Source organism: Almyronema sp. (genome assembly GCF_052168255.1).
GTDB lineage: Bacteria > Cyanobacteriota > Cyanobacteriia > Phormidesmidales > Phormidesmidaceae > Sphaerothrix > Sphaerothrix epifaneia.
On the sequence record NZ_JBQLZL010000067.1, the window covers coordinates 13,911 to 31,575 of the forward strand.

A 17,665-nucleotide genomic window follows, 5' to 3' on the forward strand; every position below is an offset into this window, starting at 1 on the left:
CCGCTAAATTTTTAGAATTGTCTATTCTGGAGAGATCGATGTTGAAGCGACTTCTAATTGGGCTAAGTGCTTGTGCAGCCATGTTAGCCACGCCTGTCGTCCTGGAGTTGCCCGTTTGGGCCCGCGTGCAGCAATTCAGTCAAGCGATCGCCCAAAACCTACAGTCGGAGGAAAATCCGATTGTGATGCAACTAGCTGTTGAGCAAAAAGTAATTGAGCTAGATGCCCAAGGGGAGACAGTTAGCCGCTGGCAAAGCTTAGAGGGCGATCAAATTCAAGTGCAACCCGGCGATACTTTGCGCTACTGGCTAGATATTCAAAATTTGAGCGATCGCCCCGTATCCGACTTGGCCATTGTGCAGCCCGTTCCCGACAACACAGTCTATATTCTGGAGACAGCGACGGCTGATGACAATACAGTAATCACTTTCAGCATTGATGGGGGAAATCAGTTTGTGGCGGCACCGACTATTTCGGTTACCCTAGCAGATGGTTCGGTCGTGACCCAACCTGCCCCGGCAGAAGCCTATACCCATATCCGCTGGCAGTTCGCTCAAGCCAATCCGAGTACTAGCTTGGTGGCTAACTATCAGGTTGAAGTTCGTTAAACGCTGACGCTGGCAGAGTTGCGGTCAGTCAGTTGAGAGGCTCCTGACTGACCGCTTACCGGATGGCAGCGATGAAGTAGTCAACGATACATTAACGTCGTTTTTATTAAATCTTAACCTTTTCATCCCCTACTTTTAAGCTTGCTCGTCAATCATGCAGCTAAGTATGTGGAACTGACCAATGCCGATAACTCAAACGCAGCCTCGTCCAGACTTTGTTGAGGTACTAGAGCAGCTGTATCAGGAGCGATCGCTCACTGCTTACACAGCAGGTCAGTCCATTCCCCTCCGCGCCCACGAAATTATTTTGGTTTGCCGTGGGGTGGTGCAGCTTTTCACCATTCAGCCAGACGGCAGCGAGACACTGCTGGGGTTAGCAGGCGCTTCTTCTCCCCTGGGCTTACCTCTAACTACGGTAGATCCTTACTGGGCCGATGCCCTGACGGATGTTGATATTTTGCCCCTTTCAATGGCTGAAGTAGAGTCATCGCCAGTGTTGATGGCGGGTTTATTTCGCCAAATGACTCGACGGTTGCAACAGTCTGAAGCATGGCTAGCCCTCTCTGGTAAGCGCCTAGTAGGCGATCGCCTGCGACATTTGCTAATGCTGATAGCTGACGAATTTGGCCAGGTTGATGAGCGTGGCATTCGCATCAATATTCGGCTCACCCATCACCAAATAGCAACGGCAATTGGTACTACGCGGGTGACAGTTACTCGTTTGCTGAAAGACTTCAAGGCTGAAGGCTGGCTGACGACACATCAGCGGTTTTTAATTTTGTCGCCGCCCACTGCTGGCTTCACGTCTTTTTCTCGCCTGGTTAGTTAAGTAACAAAGCCTAAGGCGATCGCTACAGAATTTAAACAGCCATGAAGACTGGTTTAATGCCGTCTAAAAGGGGTACTTCCTGCGCTAGGGTAGTCAGAACCAATCTGCTTGCAGCCCAAAAAGGCTGTAAATGAGTAAACTGATACGCTTTGGCAAAAACTGGGGAATTATACTGCCCTTAACAAAGTTTTACCCAAGCCTGAACGCGGGCAACGGTTGAGTCTATTGTCTGCCTGACGAGGTGCCTTCAAGGAACCCATCTCTCAAAGGCGGCTTTAGCGTCAAGCCAACGACTGCACCTTGCTACCCGTCCATCGTCCAATACTTTTGAGTTAGCCCATCAGTTAAAGCAGCTTGCTGCTTTGCCCGGTGGGCATTGTCCTAAGTAGGGATAGGCATTAGCGATCGCTCACTTAACCTCTGCTCAACCTCGCCCAGTAAGGAGAAGATGCAACCATGCTGACCTCTATCAACAAATACGAAAAATTTTTATCCCATATCAAGCCCTTACTGACAATTGTGTATGGTGCGGATACGGCTGAATCGCTTGCTCCGCGTCTCTTTTCGCTACTAGAAGAACACTTTGGCGACTCTATTGACGAAGACTTTCGCAAGTGGAGCCAAGACAATGTTATGCTCATCACTTATGGAGACAGCATCACCCAGGCAGGCGAAAAACCGCTCTTCACCCTCGATCGCTTTTTAGAAAAATATCTCAAAGACACCATCACTGGCGTTCATATTTTGCCGTTTTTTCCCTACAGCTCCGATGACGGTTTTGCTGTAATAGATTACCTCCAAGTTAATCCTGAACTGGGCGAATGGCAGGATATTAAACGTATTTCCAGTCAGTTCAACCTCATGGTTGACTTTGTCGTTAACCATGTTTCTAGCGAGTGCAGGTGGTTTCAAGAATTCAAAGAGGGCAAAAAACCGGGCTGCGATTACTTTATTGAAGTAGACCCTAGCGAAGATCTCTCAGCAGTGGTGCGACCTCGCAGCACCCCCCTGCTCGTTAAAGTTGATACCATCAATGGCGAAAAGTATGTTTGGGCCACCTTCAGCGAAGACCAAATTGACGTCAACTTTGCCAATCCTAACGTTCTCATCGAGTATCTTTCGATTCTGCTGTTTTACATTCAAGCAGGCGCTAGATACATCCGCTTAGACGCCGTCGGCTTTTTATGGAAAAAAGTCGGCACCCCTTGCATTCATTTGCGCGAAACCCACGCAATTGTGCGGCTAATGCGCGAGATGCTCCAGATGATCGATCCTGGAATTGCCATCATTACTGAAACTAACGTCCCCAACCGCGAAAATCTCAGCTATTTTGGCAACCGCAACGAAGCCCACATGATCTACAACTTCAGCTTGCCGCCCTTGTTGCTGAATGCCTTACTGCAAGGCAAGTCTGAACACCTCAAAACCTGGATGATGAGTATGCCGCCAGCCCCGTTAGGCTGCGCTTACTTTAACTTTACAGCCTCTCATGATGGCATTGGTTTGCGCCCAGCCGAAGGGCTGTTGGCCGAAGATGAATACCACACGCTGCTGGAAACAATGCAGAAGTTTGGGGGCAAAATCAGCATGCGTCAGCGGCCTGATGGCACTGAAAGCCCCTACGAGGTCAACATTTCACTCTTTGATGCGCTCAAAGGTACGGTTGCCGGAGAAGACGAATGGCAAGTGGAGCGGTTTCTTTGCTCTCAAACGCTGATGATGTCGCTAGAAGGCATTCCGGCTTTTTATATTCATAGCTTGCTGGCAACGCCTAACGATCACGACCATGTTAAGCGGACAGGCCGCAATCGCTCAATTAACCGTCGCCGTTGGGACTACCAGGCGTTAGACGCTCAGCTACAAGATCCAACTTCAACCCACGCCAGGGTACTTAAAGAACTCTGCCGCCTGATCAAAATTCGGCGGCAGCAAGGGGCTTTTCACCCTAATGCAACACAGTACACTCTGCATCCGCTCAATCCGGCTCTGTTTGCGTTTTGGCGACAAAGCGTTACCCGCGACCAAAGCATCTTCTCAGTGCACAATCTCAGCAACAAACCCCAAGAACTGCAGTTGGGTCACTTAAACCTGGTTAGCACTGATAGCTGGTGTGACTTAATTAGTGGTGAGCGCTTTGAAGATTTTGAAGCCACTCATATTTTGCAGCCCTACCAGTCAGTTTGGATTACGAACAAACTGGAGCCTAAGGACGATCTAGATGGGTGGTCAGTTTATCTGTCTTGAGCTTGGGCTAAGGGGGTCGGTAAGCCGTCAATACTTTGGCTGCCTTTAGTGATCTGGTAGTCTCGGAGGGCAGAGTCACTCTTGTTGCTGGCCCAATCTACCAAGGTTGGGCGCTGCCCTTCATAACGATAGAGCGGTACCCCAAAACCACAAGAAGTTTGGACGCGGTGAATGTCTGCCACAATCAGTTGGCGACATCCTGGTAAGTCTGGAAAGTGAGACGCTAGCGCCTTCCAGTCAGGTTCAGTGGGTAGAATGACTCGGCCTTTGCCGTACAGGCGCAAAATCCGAGGTGAGCCAGTAAAGGCCGAAAACAAAAACGTAATTCGACCGTTTTGCTGTAGATGAGCGGAGGTTTCGTTGCCGCTGCCCGTAAGGTCTAGATACCCTACCTGTAAAGGCGTAAGCACTCGAAAGGTTTCTAAGCCTTTGGGCGAGAGGTTGACGTGCCCCTCGGCACTGAGAGGGGCGGTGCCTACAAAGAAGAGATGTTGGCTCTCAATGAATTGCTGTAGCTCTGGGGTGATTGTGGAGAAGAGTTTAGCCATGAGAAAAGGAACCAGTGATTTTTAAGCGTAACCAGGTGAATGGCGATGAGCTAGGCGAATGAATCGCACGGGCGAGTGTAGCAGATGTTTGATAAAACAGCTAAGTTTTGCGGCAAACCTGTGTGTAAAAGTTTGCCGCGATCGCCTTTATTCCTGCCGGACAAAAAAGCGATCGCGCTCCCTTAGCGCCTGCCCAAAAGCGCTAAGATGAGTTGACTTGGGTAAAGGTTGAGTTACAAAGACAGTCACCATGAATGAAGTTCACGCTATCACAGGCAGAGGGATTCCCCTAGTGGGCGATGATATCGATACCGATCGCATTATTCCGGCTCGGTTTCTTCGCTGTGTCACCTTTGATGGTTTGGGTGAGCAGGTTTTTGCTGACGATCGCGCCCAAACAGAGGGTCAGCATCCGTTTGATCAACCGCAGTACCAGGGAGCCGAAATTTTAGTTGTCAATCGTAACTTTGGCTGCGGTTCTTCGCGAGAACATGCGCCACAGGCGATCGCTCGTTGGGGCATCAAAGGGCTGATTGGCGAAAGTTTTGCCGAAATTTTCTTTGGCAACTGCGTGGCCATGGGGGTTCCCTGCGTCACGGCAGAGGCTGATATCGTCAAGCAATTACAAGCCAGCGTGCAAGCTGATCCGCAGCTATCTGTCAAACTCGATCTAGGTGAAATGAAGGTTTACTGTGGTGACTGGGAGGCCGCTATTGCTATGAATGAAGGGCCTCGCCAGATGTTTCTGAGTGGTACCTGGGATGCTTGCGGCCAGTTAGTTGCTAATGCCGACGCCATTCGCGCCACTGCGACGCACCTTCCTTACCTGAACTGGCAGCAAGCTGGATGACGGTTTTGGCCCCGGTCATGTTTAGTTAGGGCGATTGAACCAGCGGCGGAAGCCATCAGATAATTGAATCCTGGTTGATTTTACGGCAGGCGGTAGCTAGCTACTCGGATCAGCAACTCGCCTGCTTGCGGATCATGATTGAAGACAAAACTGCCTCGCTTACGCTCATTGCCAGAGAGAAAGTCTATTTGTTGCTCTCCGGCTTCGTCGTCTATTCCCTCTAGATGTAGGGCGGCGGTAACCTGGACGGTACGGGCGACGCGACCGCCTGTATTGGTGATAGCAAAGGGTACATAGTAGCGTCCATCTGTAATCCGAGCGGTTTCGGTGATTTCTACCTGAAAGGCCGGCGGACGATTTTGATTGACGCGCCAGTCGTAAACTACTAGACCCACTAGAATTGCCAAAATCAAGCTGGTAACGGCTAAGGTTATCCACTCTGCTAAGGTGCGGGGCGGCTCTGATAGCAAGGTGGACTGATCGGCGTCTAGGTCTGGGGCAACCGTTTCTGCGGCGGTAGCTGAGTTATTCTGGGTCATTAAACTCAAGTGTTAGATCAAAATGCGTCCGGCAGCGCCGCCGATGGCAGCAGGCAAGGCCAAAACAATCGTATCGCCTAACCATTCTTGCCAGGGATCTTGCAGGGTGAGCTGTTGAAAGAAGATCAGCATGATCACCGATGCTAAAAGGGCGACCAAATAGGCGACTAACGTTTCCGTTATGGGGCTAATTAACAGCCCTCGCTGACGCCGTTCGCTGCGATCGCTAAATCCTGAAGCAAAAACGATGCCATACGAAAATACCAGAGAAGCGGCCATCAGTAGCAACAACCAAAGGGGGGGAATGTCGGCAGCCAGAATCGGGATTTCTTCAGTCGGGGCAATGCTAAAAGCAATCAAAATTGTTCCGATCAGCGTGGCATCTAGGTCAACCAGCGTATCTCGCACGCTAAACAAAGACGGTGCCGCCAAGAGACGCGGACGATTGACGGTACGACGGGCGCGATTATCGAGGCTGCGGCTCAACGTCGATCGGGCAAGGGCTACCCCAATTGAAAAAGGTACGCCTTCAAAAATCAGCTTGCCCAGCGCTTCAGAAAGCGGTGTTTCTAACGTAACTCGGCGCAGCAAAACAAGCGCGATCGCCGCACAGACCAACCCAATCCCCAAGGCTTCAATACTTTCTAAGATGGCTTCTAGCGGATGTAGCGTCAGCGTTCGCCGGAAGCCTTCAATTTCAGTCAGTAGCAAAACAACCACAAAAGTTGTACCCAAAACAGTCAGCAGCAAGGGGGGCTGGGCTGCCGAACCAATCGACCACACTTCAATGGTGTATAGCAGCGGAATACCAAATAAAAAGCTCCCCGAAGCTCCCCGTAACACAGCCTGCAATTCTTCGCGCCAGATATTGATAGTCTTTCCCCTCGTAAAACCGACTGTTGCGGCAGCGTAAACCTGCTGGCAGGTCGCTATAGCCGCTACAACAGTGAAAGCTGCTGCGTCTGTTGCTGCCAGAAAACCTTTTCAACCTCGCCACGCCGATAAAGCGGCTTTTGGCTGCGAGATAGACGAGGCGCTATCTGAGCTTTTTCCAGTAGAGCATACGCTTCATCTTTACGGCACTTGAGCAGTTTGGCTGCATCTTTTAGCCGCATCCACTGCTGACCAAACCGCTGCAAAATTACTTCATCTGGTTCTTGCTGAATTTGCCGCAGTAGATATTCTGCTAGGTACCAACAGGCTAACGCATCGGCAGCAGCCCGATGAGACTCAGAAACATCAAAACCAAAATGCTCGACTAGCTTGGGCAGGCTGCGGGAGGGTAAATCGGCTAGCATGAGCCGTGAAAGCAAGACGGTACAAAACTGCTGGCTCGGCGATCGCTCAAAGGTCTGGCCTAAGCGCTGATACTCTGACTGCAAAAAGCGGTAGTCAAAGGCAAGGTTGTGGGCGGTTAAAACGCCTGTGGTTAGCAACGGCTGATACTGAGGCCAAACGGCTTCAGGGGCGATCGCCGGAGCAATCATCGCCTGGGTCAGTCCCGTAATCCGCGTCACCTGGGCAGGGATGTGTACGCCCGGATTGATTAAATCGGTTTGCTGAAATTGAATGCCGTTAGCTAGGCTGGCTTGCAGCACTGAAACTTCGATCACTCTAGCCTTGTAAGCCAACGACCCTGTGGTTTCTAGATCAACGATGCTGAGATCGGCCTGACTAATGTGGCGGTAATAAGCGAGCAGGTCTGTGGAAAGCAGCGCCGATTGGGCTTTGGTGGATTGATGCTCTAAGGCCATATTGAGCTATCGCCAATGGCTGGAGCCGTCGCAAGTTGATGGGCTGCGGTTCGCATCGCCTCAACGTCCTGAGCGCTCCAGGTACGAGGAGACTGGCAGTGATGGGCAATCAGCAAGCCCCATAGACCTTGCTGGGTCAAAATCGGCGCGACCAAATTGGCCTTGACCTGAATACTGCGCAAAAAGTCGAGGTGGCAAGGATGAATGTTGGCTTGTTCAACGTCGGCGATCGCCTGGATGCGCCCCTTTAAATACTTGTCGGCATACTCATCGTTAAAGCACTGTTCTGCTCCTGTAGAACCGTAAATAGACAGTTGAGGATGGCTCAGCGCTTCAAAGGTCACTTGACCTTGCCAGCGGCAATAGAAGTAATAAAGAACAACGCGATCGGCGTTAAACAGAGTTTTGAGCTGATCGACCGTCGCCTGAACTAACTGATCACGCTCGAGTGTTTTAGACAAACGACTGACGACTCTTTGCAGCCCTGCATCTTGGAAAGCGGCGTTTGTAAGGGGAGGTTCTAGCACAGGCTTAGGAAACTTTGCGAAAGAAAGCGATTGACAAAAGCAAACAGAAAACGAGCGTTGTTTGTAGCTATTGCTGAAGGCAGAATGAAAAGTTCTCTGCCAGTGGCTTTTCGCCAGTTAAGTGACTTAATATTAGCGGCTAATGTCAGGGGCTACAGCGATAGACTTTAAAGAAATCAAAAACTCACCCTTAAATTTAAGGGAATTAGCTACATTCGTGTCAACCTTTTAGAAAGTATTAAACTTTTGCCAGAGAGTATTGTAGCTAAAGACAAAATGAAAAACTCTCTGTTAGCAGCTTTCAGCCAGTTGAGGGGGTCTATGCTAGCGGCTATCGCTATTGCCCGCTGGTATCAAACTGAGGTCAGACCTGGGTTTCTCATAGGCTGAGAGGATGTCAATTCGTCGATTGTTTAGACTGCCAAAAGCGGCATAAATCCGTTAAACCAGCAACATGCAGCAAATACAAAAAGCCACATTTGGAGCGGGTTGTTTTTGGGGAGTAGAAGCGGCTTTTGGGCAGCTTCGAGGCGTTCAGTCTACCTCGGTGGGATATATGGGGGGACACTTTGCCAATCCTGGTTATTTAGATGTGCTATCGCGCATCACCGGACATGCTGAAGTGGTTCAAGTAGATTACGATCCACAGCAAATTAGCTATCGCGAATTGCTGGCGGTTTTCTGGCAAATTCACGACCCCACCAGTCTAAATCGTCAGGGGGCAGATCGGGGTGAACAGTACCGCTCGGTGATTTTTTACCACACGTCTGAACAAGCTGCGATCGCCCGTCAATCTAAACATCAGTTGCAAGCTTCTGGCCAATACAACCAGCCTATTGTGACGCAAATTGCTCCGGCCTCTGATTATTGGCTCGCTACCGCAGAACATCAGCAATACTTTGCCAAGCAAAAATCTAGGCAGAAAGCAGAATAAAAGGGTTGATCTGAGGGGCTTGCAGGCTGCCTTGAGCTACAACAACTGCCGTCGCCATTGGGTGTCTCGTTTGCGATCGCTTCTGATTTCTAATAGCCGTATGCCCTCGCTAGGCAGATAGCGAATGGTCTGCTGAAACTGCTGCCAGGTGGTTATGTGTTCGTAGCTAACGCCATAGGCAGCACAAAGCTGGCTAAAATCAACCTGTTGCGGCATGGCAAAGAAGGTTTCAAACGGCGGGTCGAACTGGGAAATAGGCAACATTTCAAAAATGCCGCCTCCGTTGTTGTTGACCAAAACAATTGTCAAATGACCCTGAAACTGGGGCCGACTGAGAAAGCCATTGGTATCGTGCAAGAGGGCTAAATCACCAGTGAGTAAGACACTGGGGCTAGCCTGATGGGCAATGCCTAGCGCTGTTGATAGGGTGCCGTCAATGCCATTGGCTCCTCGGTTAAAAAAGGGCTGAATTTGGCGATCGCCCGGTTGCCAAAAAAGTTCAATATCGCGCACAGGCATACTATTGGCAATGATCAACGGCGTCTGCTCAGGCAGATGCTGAGACAGCATCCAGGCGATTTTGCCTTCAAACAAGGTGTCTATGGTTTTTAAGTGTGCAGCTAAGCGTTGCCAGATCTGGCGATCACCCTGTTGCCAAGCCTGCCAGTGATTTTTCAGGGCAGGCGGTTGATTGGCTAAAGTCTGAGCCAACTGCTCCACTGAAAAGGGTAAAGCGCGAGTGCGTTGATGCAGCGGATCTAAGTTGCGATCGCTTAGATCAACTTGCCAGCATAGCGGTTCGTGATGGTGTAGCCACTGGCGCAGCCCTTTGCTAGTTGGTAGTGGCCCTAACTGCAAGATTTGTTCAGGCGCAAACTGCTCAGCCCACTGGGGCTGTCGTAGCATCAAGTCATAAGCACTCACCAAAGCAGGATTCAGACTGGCATAGTTACGCAACGGTGATAGCCCTTCTGCTAGCACAGCCCATCCCAAGGTCTGAGAAATCTGAGCTACCGCTTGGCAATAAACCTGGGGCTGGGCAGGTTGGGCAGGGCCAGCGATAATCAAGCCGCGATCGCAGGCTTGCCACTGGGCTAACGGTAGCGCCTGCTCGGTTGCCGACAAAGATCCCCCCCCCAGTGTAAAAAAAGCGGGATCTACGGGATCTAAATGAGCAAAGAAAGCACCCTCGTCAAAGTGCGGTTGTAGCGCTTGAGCCTCAGGTTCAGCGATTGGAGCTAGCGGATCGCGAAACGGACAGTTAAGGTGAACCGGGCCACTGGTAGGCGATCGCGATCGCTGCCAAGCCTGAACCGCCATTTGGCGAGCGTAGCGCAGACCCGCCTGTGTAGAAGAGGGAAGGGCTAGCTCGGCATACCAGTTGGGAAAGTTACCAAAGAGCTTTTGCTGATCAATGGTTTGTCCAGAGGCGCAGTCTCTTAGCTCAGGGGGGCGATCGGCGGTGAGAATGAGCAGCGGCACCCGGCTTTCATAGGCTTCAATCACAGCTGGGTAAAAATTGGCTCCTGCCGTCCCTGAGGTGCAGACTAAAACCACAGGCCGCTGCGATCGCTTAGCGACTCCCAGGGCAAAAAAGGCGGCAGAGCGTTCATCTAAAATGGGCACAGTGTCAATTTGGGGCTGCTGGGCGATCGCCACCGTCAGCGGCGTTGAGCGAGAGCCGGGGCAAATAATAGCCGTTTCTAGCCCCAAGCGCATCCAGGTTGCGACTAAGACTGATGCCCAAAGCGTGTTGGTATTTCGAAAGTCCAATCCCATGCTGTTTCTATTCCACGGCCAGCGCCTTCAGCAACGCCTGTAGTTTGAGCTGAATTTCAGCTACTTCTTTATCTGGATTAGACCCTGCTACAATGCCTGCTCCGGCATAGAGCCGTGCCTGGTTTTGGTTGATTAAAGCAGAACGAATACCGACAATAAACTCGCTATCCCCATTAGCATCAACCCAGCCTAACGGAGCTGCATAGAGCGATCGCTCAAAACTTTCATGCTGCTGAATCAAGCGGCAAGCTACCTCACTGGGAAATCCAGCAACAGCGGGGGTTGGATGCAACACTTCTAAAATTTTAAGCGGGTGGTGTTCTGCGCTGAGTTGAGCTTGAATCGGCGTATGCAGGTGTTGAATATTTGAAAGCTTCAGCAGGCTGGGTACGCTGCTATGGTGAGGTTGTAGACCCAACTGCCGTAAACGCTGGGCAATAAAATCTACCACGACCTGGTGTTCGTAGCGTTCTTTGCGACTGTGGCGCAGACGCTGGGCGATCGCTGTATCCTGCCGCGCTGTTTGGCCGCGCGGGGCAGATCCTGCTAGGGCATCTGTGAACAATTGCTGCCGGGTAATACTGATGAGCCGTTCGGGGCTGGCTCCCAAAAACGTTTGGCCTTGCCCGTTGCTGGTTGAAAAAATATAGCAGTCTGGGTAGCACTGGCGTAAATTGGCTAAAGAAGCGGGTAGCCAAAATTTAGCTGGCGTCTGCACATCCAAAGTCTGCGCCAGAACCACTTTACGCATTCGCTGCTGTTGAATTTGCGTTAGCACCTGAGTGACGCTATTGCGAAAGGCCGTTAAATAATGCTTAGAGCCGAGGGGCTGAAGCGACTGTTCAATCGCGCTACAGGCCGCGGCTGTGGGCACTAGCGGCTGGGGGGTAGCGCTCAGCAAGGTTCGACAGGTTTCTAAGCGGCGCAGACAGCTCTGAATTTCTAGCAGGATGGCGTCTAAGTTCCCTTGGGGCGTGATGGGTAGATTAAAACCCAAGCTAAACCGCGCTTGCTGCTGGGTGAGCTGAAAACGAGGTAAAAAGACGCTAGCGGCTGGAAAAGCTCCGGCTGACTGTTCAAAAAAAGTAAAGCGACAAAAAAAACGAGGTTCAAGGGGCTGCCACTGAGACGAGCGGTGGCGCACGATGTCCCGTAGCTGAGACTTGATAAATTGCCGCACCTGCTGAAAGCGATGAGCCCCTGCACCTTGATGCTCTACCGCACTGCCCCAGGCGACAACAGCCCGTTGCTGAGTTGGGTACTCGTAGTAAAAGTGGATGGCCAATACCTTAGCCAGCCAAGGCAACAGGGCGATCGGGTCTAGCGGCTCGACCGCTAACGAAAAGCTGGCGATTTTGATGCGGCGATCGCGAATTGCCCGCTCCTGACAATCCACTAAAAAATCTTGTATCTCTTCGCAGTGTTGAAAAAGGTCAGACCGATAGGGGACAACTGGCATGGATGGGGGTATCAAGGATTTATAAGTCCAGCATTTGAGTCTGGTGTGAGGGCGGCATAAGGCAACGCCTTAGGTCGAATGCCTAAAACATAAAGGCGCTAGCCTAGCGCCCTGTCACCATCCTCAAATTAACCAGTATCCCTACAGGTAGCATATTTAGTTTAGCCTTCACCAGTGACCGCAATAAAGCCTCAGCAATGCTCCTTAGTAATGGCTGCCCGACTTGCGATGGTGAATAGCCGTTTTAGCGTTGGGTTGCAGAACTTCACCGCGAGTCACTGTGGCATAAACCACCCAGTGGTCGCCGCACTCCATGCGGCTGCTGACTTCGCACTCTAAATAGGCGATCGCCTCTTTGAGAAACGGGCAACCGTTTTCAGCCGTTTCAGTTTCAACCCCGGCAAAGCGATCTTCACCTGGCGCAAAAGGCTTAAGAAAATGCTTCATCGGCCCCAGGTGCTGCCCTTCTGCCAAAATATTCAGCACAAAGGCACTGCCGGGATACATCAGCGCTTCAATCGCTCGTTCTTTAGCGACCGCCACCGTAAAGCCGGGGGGGGTAAAGGTGGCCTGCGCCACCCAAGAAGCCAGCATGGCACTGGCCACCTCACCTTGGCGAGCCGTGACAATGGACAGCGAACCAACCAATCGCCCTACGGCCTGCTCAACGGCTGAGGCAGGTGTACGCGTGGTTTTTGGCCGCTTAGCTTTTTTAAGCGCTTGCGCAAAGTCTGTTCCGGCTTCTTCGCAAAATTTTAGGGTTACGTCTGTCGGCTTAAACTTAACCCGAATTGGCTCAAAGCCAAAGCTGTAGCCCGCATCTTTGAGCTTGTTTTCGAGCAGGTCAATGGCTTCGCCGCTCCAACCAAAAGAACCAAAAACGCCTGTTAGCTGCGTTTTCGGGGCTGTAGAAAGAATCGTACCCAGGGCGGTTTGAATTTGGGTGGGGGCATGGCCGCCCAGCGTTGGCGACCCAATTAAAAAGCCAGCTCCTCGCTCAATGGCGGCTCGAATATCTTCCGTTTCGGCCACCTCAGCATTAATAGATTCTACTGAAACCCCAGCTTTAGTAATGCCGCGCGCGATCGCCTGAGCAATAGTGGCGGTGTTGCCGTAGGCCGAAGCATAAATCAGGGTTACCGATAGCGTTTGCGTTTGCTGTTGCTGGCTACGTTGCTGATAAAGCTGAACCAGTTCGTGCAAACCGTAGAGCACCAAAGGCCCATGCCCCGGCGCAATTAAATGAACTTTGGGCAAATCTTCCAGCTTTTCGAGAGCGGTAGCCACCTGGCGCACACTAGGAGCCATCAGGCAGTCAAAGTAATAGCGTCGATCTTCGAGCAGGGCTTCCCAGCCCAGGTCATAGACTCGTTCGTCACAGATGTGAGCGCCAAAAAACTTATCGGTGTAAAGTACCTGGCTATACGTGTCATAAGTCCACAAGCCGTCTGGCCAGCGGGGGGTGGGCACAGGAATAAACCGCAGCTGATGCCCCTGACCCAAATCTAACTGCTCATCGGGTGCCCCTTTCATCACCTGGATGTTTAGCGGTCGATCAAAGGCTTCCCGAAGGGTGATCGCGGCTGGATTAGAGCATACCAGCGTCACTTGGGGAGCTTGCTCCAACAAAGCTTGCAGGGTTTCTAGGCGATTGATGTTGACATGACCCAAAATGACATAGTCAAGCTGGCTAAAATCAGCTTGCTGTTGCAGCGTATCGAGAAACCGCTCTGTAAAAGAGCCACCCGGCGGGTCGATGAGCGCCCGTTTGTCGCCTCGAATCAGGTAGCTATTGGCGGTGGTGCCCCGCTCTAGCGCATACTCAATTTCAAAGCGCAAACGGTTCCAGCTACGCGATCGCAGGGCTAAAGTGTCAGGGGCGATCGCCAATAGCTGAACGTCACGAGGCTTTTGCAGCGACGCCGGAGCCGGGGAGTCAGAAGTGGTAGTGGTCATAAGCCGAGTAATCTATCAACTTTTTCAATTGACAGATGCAGTGAGGTTATAAAGATACTTTTTGAGGGCTTCAAGCCCTCAAAAAAAGCTTGGCAGCACGCTAGTAGTAGTTACCAACCTTACGGTGGTGAACTGCCGTCATGCCGTCGAGGTCTGAAACTTTACCGTCTTGAACCACGCAATACACCAACCAATGATCGCTCATTTCCATGCGGCTGGAAACTTCGCATTCCAAATAAGCCAGCGCATCCGCCAGAATCGGAGAACCATTTTCAGCCGGACGAGTACGCACCCCCTGAAAACGGTCGGCTCCGGGGGGAAAGCGCTTGAGGAAATGCTTCATCAAGTCGCTGTAATTGTTTTCTTCTAAAATGTTTAAGACAAAGCGATCGCCCACCTGCATCAGCGATTCAATTGCCCGGTCTTTGGCCACTGCAACCGTAAACCCTAACGGCTTAAAGCTAGCTTGCGATACCCAAGAGGCCACCATTGCCCCTTTGACATCGCTTTTTTGGGCGGTGATGATGTAGAGTCCGCTGCTAATGCGACCCAATGCTTTTTGTAGGTCGGCATCCAGCGATTTGAGTTTTTTGATTTTTTTCGCCTGGTTTAGCTCTTGACCCAGGTCAGTGCCCGTTTCGTCTAGTAGCTGATACGTCGCTTCAGAGGGCGTATCTTTAATCCGAATCGGATCAAAAGCCGTTTTTAGCTCTAGATCTTGAAACTTAGTGGCTAGCGGGTCAATGGGCTCATCATTGCCGCCATAGGATTCAAACAGACCAATTGCCTGCTTACTATTAACCGCCGCCAAAATCATACTGAGAGCCTTTTGAGCCGTTTTACTCTCTGCCCCCGAAGAGGGAGGCATGCCCACCAGTAAAGCCTGAGAGCGGCTGACCAGTTCTTGAACATCGTGGGGATCTGCCGATCGCATATCGACCATTTCGACGTTGACGCCTGTTTTGGTGACGCCGCGGGCTAAGGCTTGCGAAAAGCGATCGCTGTAACCATAGTCAGATACATAAAACACGCCGACCGTGGTTTCTGACTTGGCTTTTTCTTGGCTCCAGCGCCGATAGCGGCCAGTAAGTTCTTCGACGTTGTAACGCAGCAGTGGCCCATGCCCAGTGGCAATAGTGGCAATGTCGCCTAGGGTGTCCATTCGCTTCATGGCTGAAAGGACGGAGCGGGCGTTAGGTGCCATCAAGCACTCGTAGTAGAAGCGAAAGTCGGGCGAAATTTTTTCGAGATCTTCGTCGTAGGGGGCGTCGCTGCAATAGTGCATGCCAAAGGCATCGCAGGTAAAGAGTACTTGGGTTTTGTGGTCGTAGCTAAAGATAGTGTCGGGCCAGTGCAGGTTGGGGGCGTTGACAAACTCTAAAACGTGACCGTTGCCCAAATTGAGGGTGTCGCCATTTTTGACTACTTTTTTCTCAAATGGCGCATGTACCAGGTCTTCTAAAAAGGCGATCGCCACTTTAGCGCCGACGACCGTGATATTGGGCGCTAAGGTCAAAATGTCTTTGACTAAACCGCTGTGATCAGGCTCCGTGTGGCTAATAATCAAATAGTCAATCTCGGCGGGATCAATTTGCTGCTTGAGCAAATCCAGGTAAAGCTGGCGAAACTTGGCGTGAGACGTGTCTACTAACGCCACCTTCTCGCCGCGAATCAAGAAGGAATTGTAGGTGGTGCCGTTTTGCAGGCCAAATTCAATGTCAAAGCGATCGCGATCCCAGTCGAGCGATCGCAGCGTTGTCGTATCTGCGGCAATTTCAGCTATCTGGGTGGTTAAACGCTTTTCTGCCTTAGGTGCGATCGCAACCATAAAAACCTCCTGTTGACTCGGCTCGTGACTCGCCTTACTTAAACAACATACATGTTTTTTATGTCTCTATTCTGCCGCAGATCTCAGTTTCTTGCTAGTAACAATTACTTATGAGATCGTTAGGAAGCTTGTTTGGCCAGCAGCGGCGCGGCTTGCAGCAGGGTTTGTGTATAGGGATGTTGCGGCTGAGTAAAGAGGGCTTCTGTGGGGCCAATTTCGACAATTTTGCCCTTTTGCATCACCGCAATGCGATCACATAAATATCTGGCAACCCAAAGATCGTGGGTGATGAAGAGATAGGTTAAATCAAATTCTTTTTTCAGCGTCAGCATCAGCTCTAGCACCTGCGCTTGAACGCTAGCATCCAGCATACTGACTGGTTCGTCACAGATCAGCAGCTTCGGCTGCAAAATTAAAGCACGGGCGATCGCCACTCGCTGCTGCTGCCCGCCAGAGAGATCGCCGGGAAAGCGCTGAAAATAGTCTGCAGTCGGTGTTAGCCCGACCCGCTCCAGCATGGCGTGTACCTGTTTTGTCGCGGCTGCGGGCGTCGCCAAGCGATGGATCAGCAGCGGGTCGGCAATGCCTCGACCTACCGTCATCATTGGATTCAAGCAGGCATGGGGATCTTGAAAAATCATCTGAATTTCTCGCCGCTGGCGCAACAAAGCTGAGCCAGAAAGCGTAGCCAAGTCCGTACCGCAAAATTCGACGGTGCCCGACGTGGGGCGGATTAGCTGCAAAATGGTGCGCGAGAGGGTGCTTTTGCCACAGCCCGATTCCCCCACCAGTCCCAAAATTTCGCCCGGATACAGGGACAAACTGACGTCGTCAACCGCTTTAATCGTCAAGCCGGACTGTTGCGAGAACAGCCGCGAAATAAAATTTTGTTCTAAGACGTAGTGTTTTTTGAGATGCGCTATTTTTAGCAGGGGTTGCGTGGTTGCGGTGGTCTTTGCCAAGCTGATCTGCTGGCCGCCTTCAACGTGCAACTGCTGGGCTGCTAACAGCAGCGATCGCGTATAGGCGTGTTGAGGCTGATACATTACAGACTGCACGGGGCCTAACTCTACCAGTTTGCCGCGATACATCACCGCAACGCGATCGCAGTATTCTGCTACCAGTGCTAGGTCGTGTGAGATCAAAATCAGCGCCATATTGCGCTCTTGGCAGAGGCGCGTTAGCTCTTGCAAGATTTGGGCTGAAACTGTGACATCTAGACTGGTGGTAGGTTCATCAGCCACAATCAGCTTTGGATCTAGCAGCAAAGCCAGAGCAATAGCCACCCGTTGCCGCATGCCGCCGCTAAATTCATGGGGATACTGGTTCCAGCGATCGCTAGGAATATTGACCGCTGCTAGCGTAGCGATCGCTTTGTCTTTTGCCGCCTGTTTAGAAAGCTGAGGCTGATGAGCCAACACGGTTTCAACGCAGTGATCGCCAATGGTCATCAGCGGGTCGAGCCGGGTCATTGGGTCTTGAAATACCAGCGAAACTGCTTCCCCGCGAAAGTGGCGTAGACGTTGGGGTGAAAATTCTAAAATTGACTCGTCTTCAAAATTAGCGCTGCCTTCAAGCCGTGTCCCTGATGGCATCAACCGCAAAGCGGCTCGTCCCAGGGTTGATTTGCCGCAGCCCGACTCACCCACTAGCCCCAACCGCTCCCCCGGCTCTAGCGAAAAAGACACATCTTCAACCGCCCAGTCAGACTGGCCAGGATAGGCAACGTGGAAGTGATCGATTTGGAACAGCGTCATGGGGCAGCGTGATTCTCAGATCTGGCAAAGAAAAATTTGGGAAGGTGTCAGTA

The 17,665-nt window shown here is 51.4% G+C and carries 15 protein-coding genes; 5 read left to right on the plus strand and 10 right to left on the minus strand.

Annotation, left to right across the window (positions count from 1 at the left end):
• Positions 1 to 38 precede the first annotated feature (38 nt).
• The 3 genes from ACTS3T_RS14870 to ACTS3T_RS14880 all read left to right on the plus strand — a co-directional run bounded on the left by ACTS3T_RS14870 (position 39) and on the right by ACTS3T_RS14880 (position 3,681).
• Positions 39 to 608 carry a hypothetical protein gene (locus tag ACTS3T_RS14870; RefSeq protein WP_462935238.1) on the plus strand — a complete coding sequence of 190 codons (570 nt, stop codon included), beginning with the start codon at positions 39 to 41 and terminating at the stop codon, positions 606 to 608.
• Between the two features lie 181 nt (positions 609 to 789).
• Positions 790 to 1,437 (plus strand): Crp/Fnr family transcriptional regulator, encoded by a 648-nt coding sequence (locus ACTS3T_RS14875; protein ID WP_377966889.1) that lies wholly within the window; start codon positions 790 to 792, stop codon positions 1,435 to 1,437.
• A 456-nt stretch (positions 1,438 to 1,893) separates the two neighbouring features.
• On the plus strand, positions 1,894 to 3,681 hold the full coding sequence (locus tag ACTS3T_RS14880) for a sugar phosphorylase (RefSeq protein ID WP_377966891.1): 1,788 nt from the start codon (positions 1,894 to 1,896) through the stop codon (positions 3,679 to 3,681).
• On the opposite strand, the gene ACTS3T_RS14885 is transcribed toward ACTS3T_RS14880, so the two are convergent.
• Positions 3,669 to 4,229: a pyridoxamine 5'-phosphate oxidase family protein gene (locus ACTS3T_RS14885; protein ID WP_377966893.1), complete on the minus strand. Its 561-nt coding sequence runs from the start codon at positions 4,227 to 4,229 to the stop codon at positions 3,669 to 3,671. The genes ACTS3T_RS14880 and ACTS3T_RS14885 overlap by 13 nt on opposite strands.
• 250 nt (positions 4,230 to 4,479) lie before the next feature.
• Here ACTS3T_RS14885 and leuD point away from each other — a divergent pair, with 250 nt between their 5' ends.
• Positions 4,480 to 5,079 (plus strand): 3-isopropylmalate dehydratase small subunit, encoded by a 600-nt coding sequence (gene leuD, locus ACTS3T_RS14890; RefSeq protein WP_377966895.1) that lies wholly within the window; start codon positions 4,480 to 4,482, stop codon positions 5,077 to 5,079.
• 80 nt (positions 5,080 to 5,159) lie between these two features.
• Here leuD and ACTS3T_RS14895 read toward each other — a convergent pair whose 3' ends face one another.
• From ACTS3T_RS14895 to ACTS3T_RS14910, 4 genes are all read right to left on the minus strand, one after another.
• Entirely contained in the window at positions 5,160 to 5,618 is a 459-nt protein-coding gene (locus ACTS3T_RS14895) for a TIGR02588 family protein (protein ID WP_377966897.1), read from the minus strand.
• 12 nt (positions 5,619 to 5,630) lie between these two features.
• Entirely contained in the window at positions 5,631 to 6,470 is an 840-nt protein-coding gene (locus ACTS3T_RS14900; protein ID WP_377966899.1) for a TIGR02587 family membrane protein, read from the minus strand.
• An 86-nt stretch (positions 6,471 to 6,556) separates the two neighbouring features.
• Positions 6,557 to 7,372, minus strand: a complete 816-nt coding sequence (locus ACTS3T_RS14905; RefSeq protein WP_377966901.1) for a 3'-5' exonuclease — start codon at positions 7,370 to 7,372, stop codon at positions 6,557 to 6,559.
• Complete coding sequence (locus ACTS3T_RS14910; protein WP_462935239.1) at positions 7,363 to 7,899, minus strand: GAF domain-containing protein; 537 nt, start codon at positions 7,897 to 7,899, stop codon at positions 7,363 to 7,365. The genes ACTS3T_RS14905 and ACTS3T_RS14910 overlap by 10 nt, the downstream gene beginning before the upstream one ends.
• A gap of 454 nt (positions 7,900 to 8,353) precedes the next feature.
• Between ACTS3T_RS14910 and msrA the strand changes: the two genes are divergently transcribed.
• Positions 8,354 to 8,833, plus strand: a complete 480-nt coding sequence (msrA, locus tag ACTS3T_RS14915; RefSeq protein WP_377966906.1) for a peptide-methionine (S)-S-oxide reductase MsrA — start codon at positions 8,354 to 8,356, stop codon at positions 8,831 to 8,833.
• A 36-nt stretch (positions 8,834 to 8,869) separates the two neighbouring features.
• Here msrA and menD read toward each other — a convergent pair whose 3' ends face one another.
• The 5 genes from menD to ACTS3T_RS14940 form a co-directional block, all read right to left on the minus strand.
• A complete protein-coding gene (gene menD / locus ACTS3T_RS14920) occupies positions 8,870 to 10,612 on the minus strand; it encodes a 2-succinyl-5-enolpyruvyl-6-hydroxy-3-cyclohexene-1-carboxylic-acid synthase (RefSeq protein WP_462935240.1) in 1,743 nt (580 codons plus the stop codon).
• A 7-nt stretch (positions 10,613 to 10,619) separates the two neighbouring features.
• Positions 10,620 to 12,071 (minus strand): isochorismate synthase, encoded by a 1,452-nt coding sequence (locus ACTS3T_RS14925; protein WP_377966909.1) that lies wholly within the window; start codon positions 12,069 to 12,071, stop codon positions 10,620 to 10,622.
• A gap of 204 nt (positions 12,072 to 12,275) precedes the next feature.
• Entirely contained in the window at positions 12,276 to 14,027 is a 1,752-nt protein-coding gene (locus ACTS3T_RS14930) for a diflavin flavoprotein (RefSeq protein ID WP_377966218.1), read from the minus strand.
• Between the two features lie 100 nt (positions 14,028 to 14,127).
• Entirely contained in the window at positions 14,128 to 15,855 is a 1,728-nt protein-coding gene (locus tag ACTS3T_RS14935) for a diflavin flavoprotein (protein ID WP_377966216.1), read from the minus strand.
• 119 nt (positions 15,856 to 15,974) lie between these two features.
• The gene (locus tag ACTS3T_RS14940; RefSeq protein WP_377966214.1) at positions 15,975 to 17,612 is read right to left on the minus strand and encodes a dipeptide ABC transporter ATP-binding protein; all 1,638 of its coding nucleotides are present in this window, start codon (positions 17,610 to 17,612) and stop codon (positions 15,975 to 15,977) included.
• Positions 17,613 to 17,665 lie beyond the last annotated feature (53 nt).

Bases quoted from the DNA above. Each gene is read 5' to 3' on its own strand.
- ACTS3T_RS14870 (WP_462935238.1), top strand. From the start codon at position 39: ATGTTGAAGCGACTTCTAATTGGGCTAAGTGCTTGTGCAGCCATGTTA.
- ACTS3T_RS14875 (WP_377966889.1), top strand. From the start codon at position 790: ATGCCGATAACTCAAACGCAGCCTCGTCCAGACTTTGTTGAGGTACTA.
- ACTS3T_RS14880 (WP_377966891.1), top strand. From the start codon at position 1,894: ATGCTGACCTCTATCAACAAATACGAAAAATTTTTATCCCATATCAAG.
- ACTS3T_RS14885 (WP_377966893.1), bottom strand. From the start codon at position 4,229: ATGGCTAAACTCTTCTCCACAATCACCCCAGAGCTACAGCAATTCATT.
- leuD (WP_377966895.1), top strand. From the start codon at position 4,480: ATGAATGAAGTTCACGCTATCACAGGCAGAGGGATTCCCCTAGTGGGC.
- ACTS3T_RS14895 (WP_377966897.1), bottom strand. From the start codon at position 5,618: ATGACCCAGAATAACTCAGCTACCGCCGCAGAAACGGTTGCCCCAGAC.
- ACTS3T_RS14905 (WP_377966901.1), bottom strand. From the start codon at position 7,372: ATGGCCTTAGAGCATCAATCCACCAAAGCCCAATCGGCGCTGCTTTCC.
- msrA (WP_377966906.1), top strand. From the start codon at position 8,354: ATGCAGCAAATACAAAAAGCCACATTTGGAGCGGGTTGTTTTTGGGGA.
- menD (WP_462935240.1), bottom strand. From the start codon at position 10,612: ATGGGATTGGACTTTCGAAATACCAACACGCTTTGGGCATCAGTCTTA.
- ACTS3T_RS14925 (WP_377966909.1), bottom strand. From the start codon at position 12,071: ATGCCAGTTGTCCCCTATCGGTCTGACCTTTTTCAACACTGCGAAGAG.
- ACTS3T_RS14930 (WP_377966218.1), bottom strand. From the start codon at position 14,027: ATGACCACTACCACTTCTGACTCCCCGGCTCCGGCGTCGCTGCAAAAG.
- ACTS3T_RS14935 (WP_377966216.1), bottom strand. From the start codon at position 15,855: ATGGTTGCGATCGCACCTAAGGCAGAAAAGCGTTTAACCACCCAGATA.
- ACTS3T_RS14940 (WP_377966214.1), bottom strand. From the start codon at position 17,612: ATGACGCTGTTCCAAATCGATCACTTCCACGTTGCCTATCCTGGCCAG.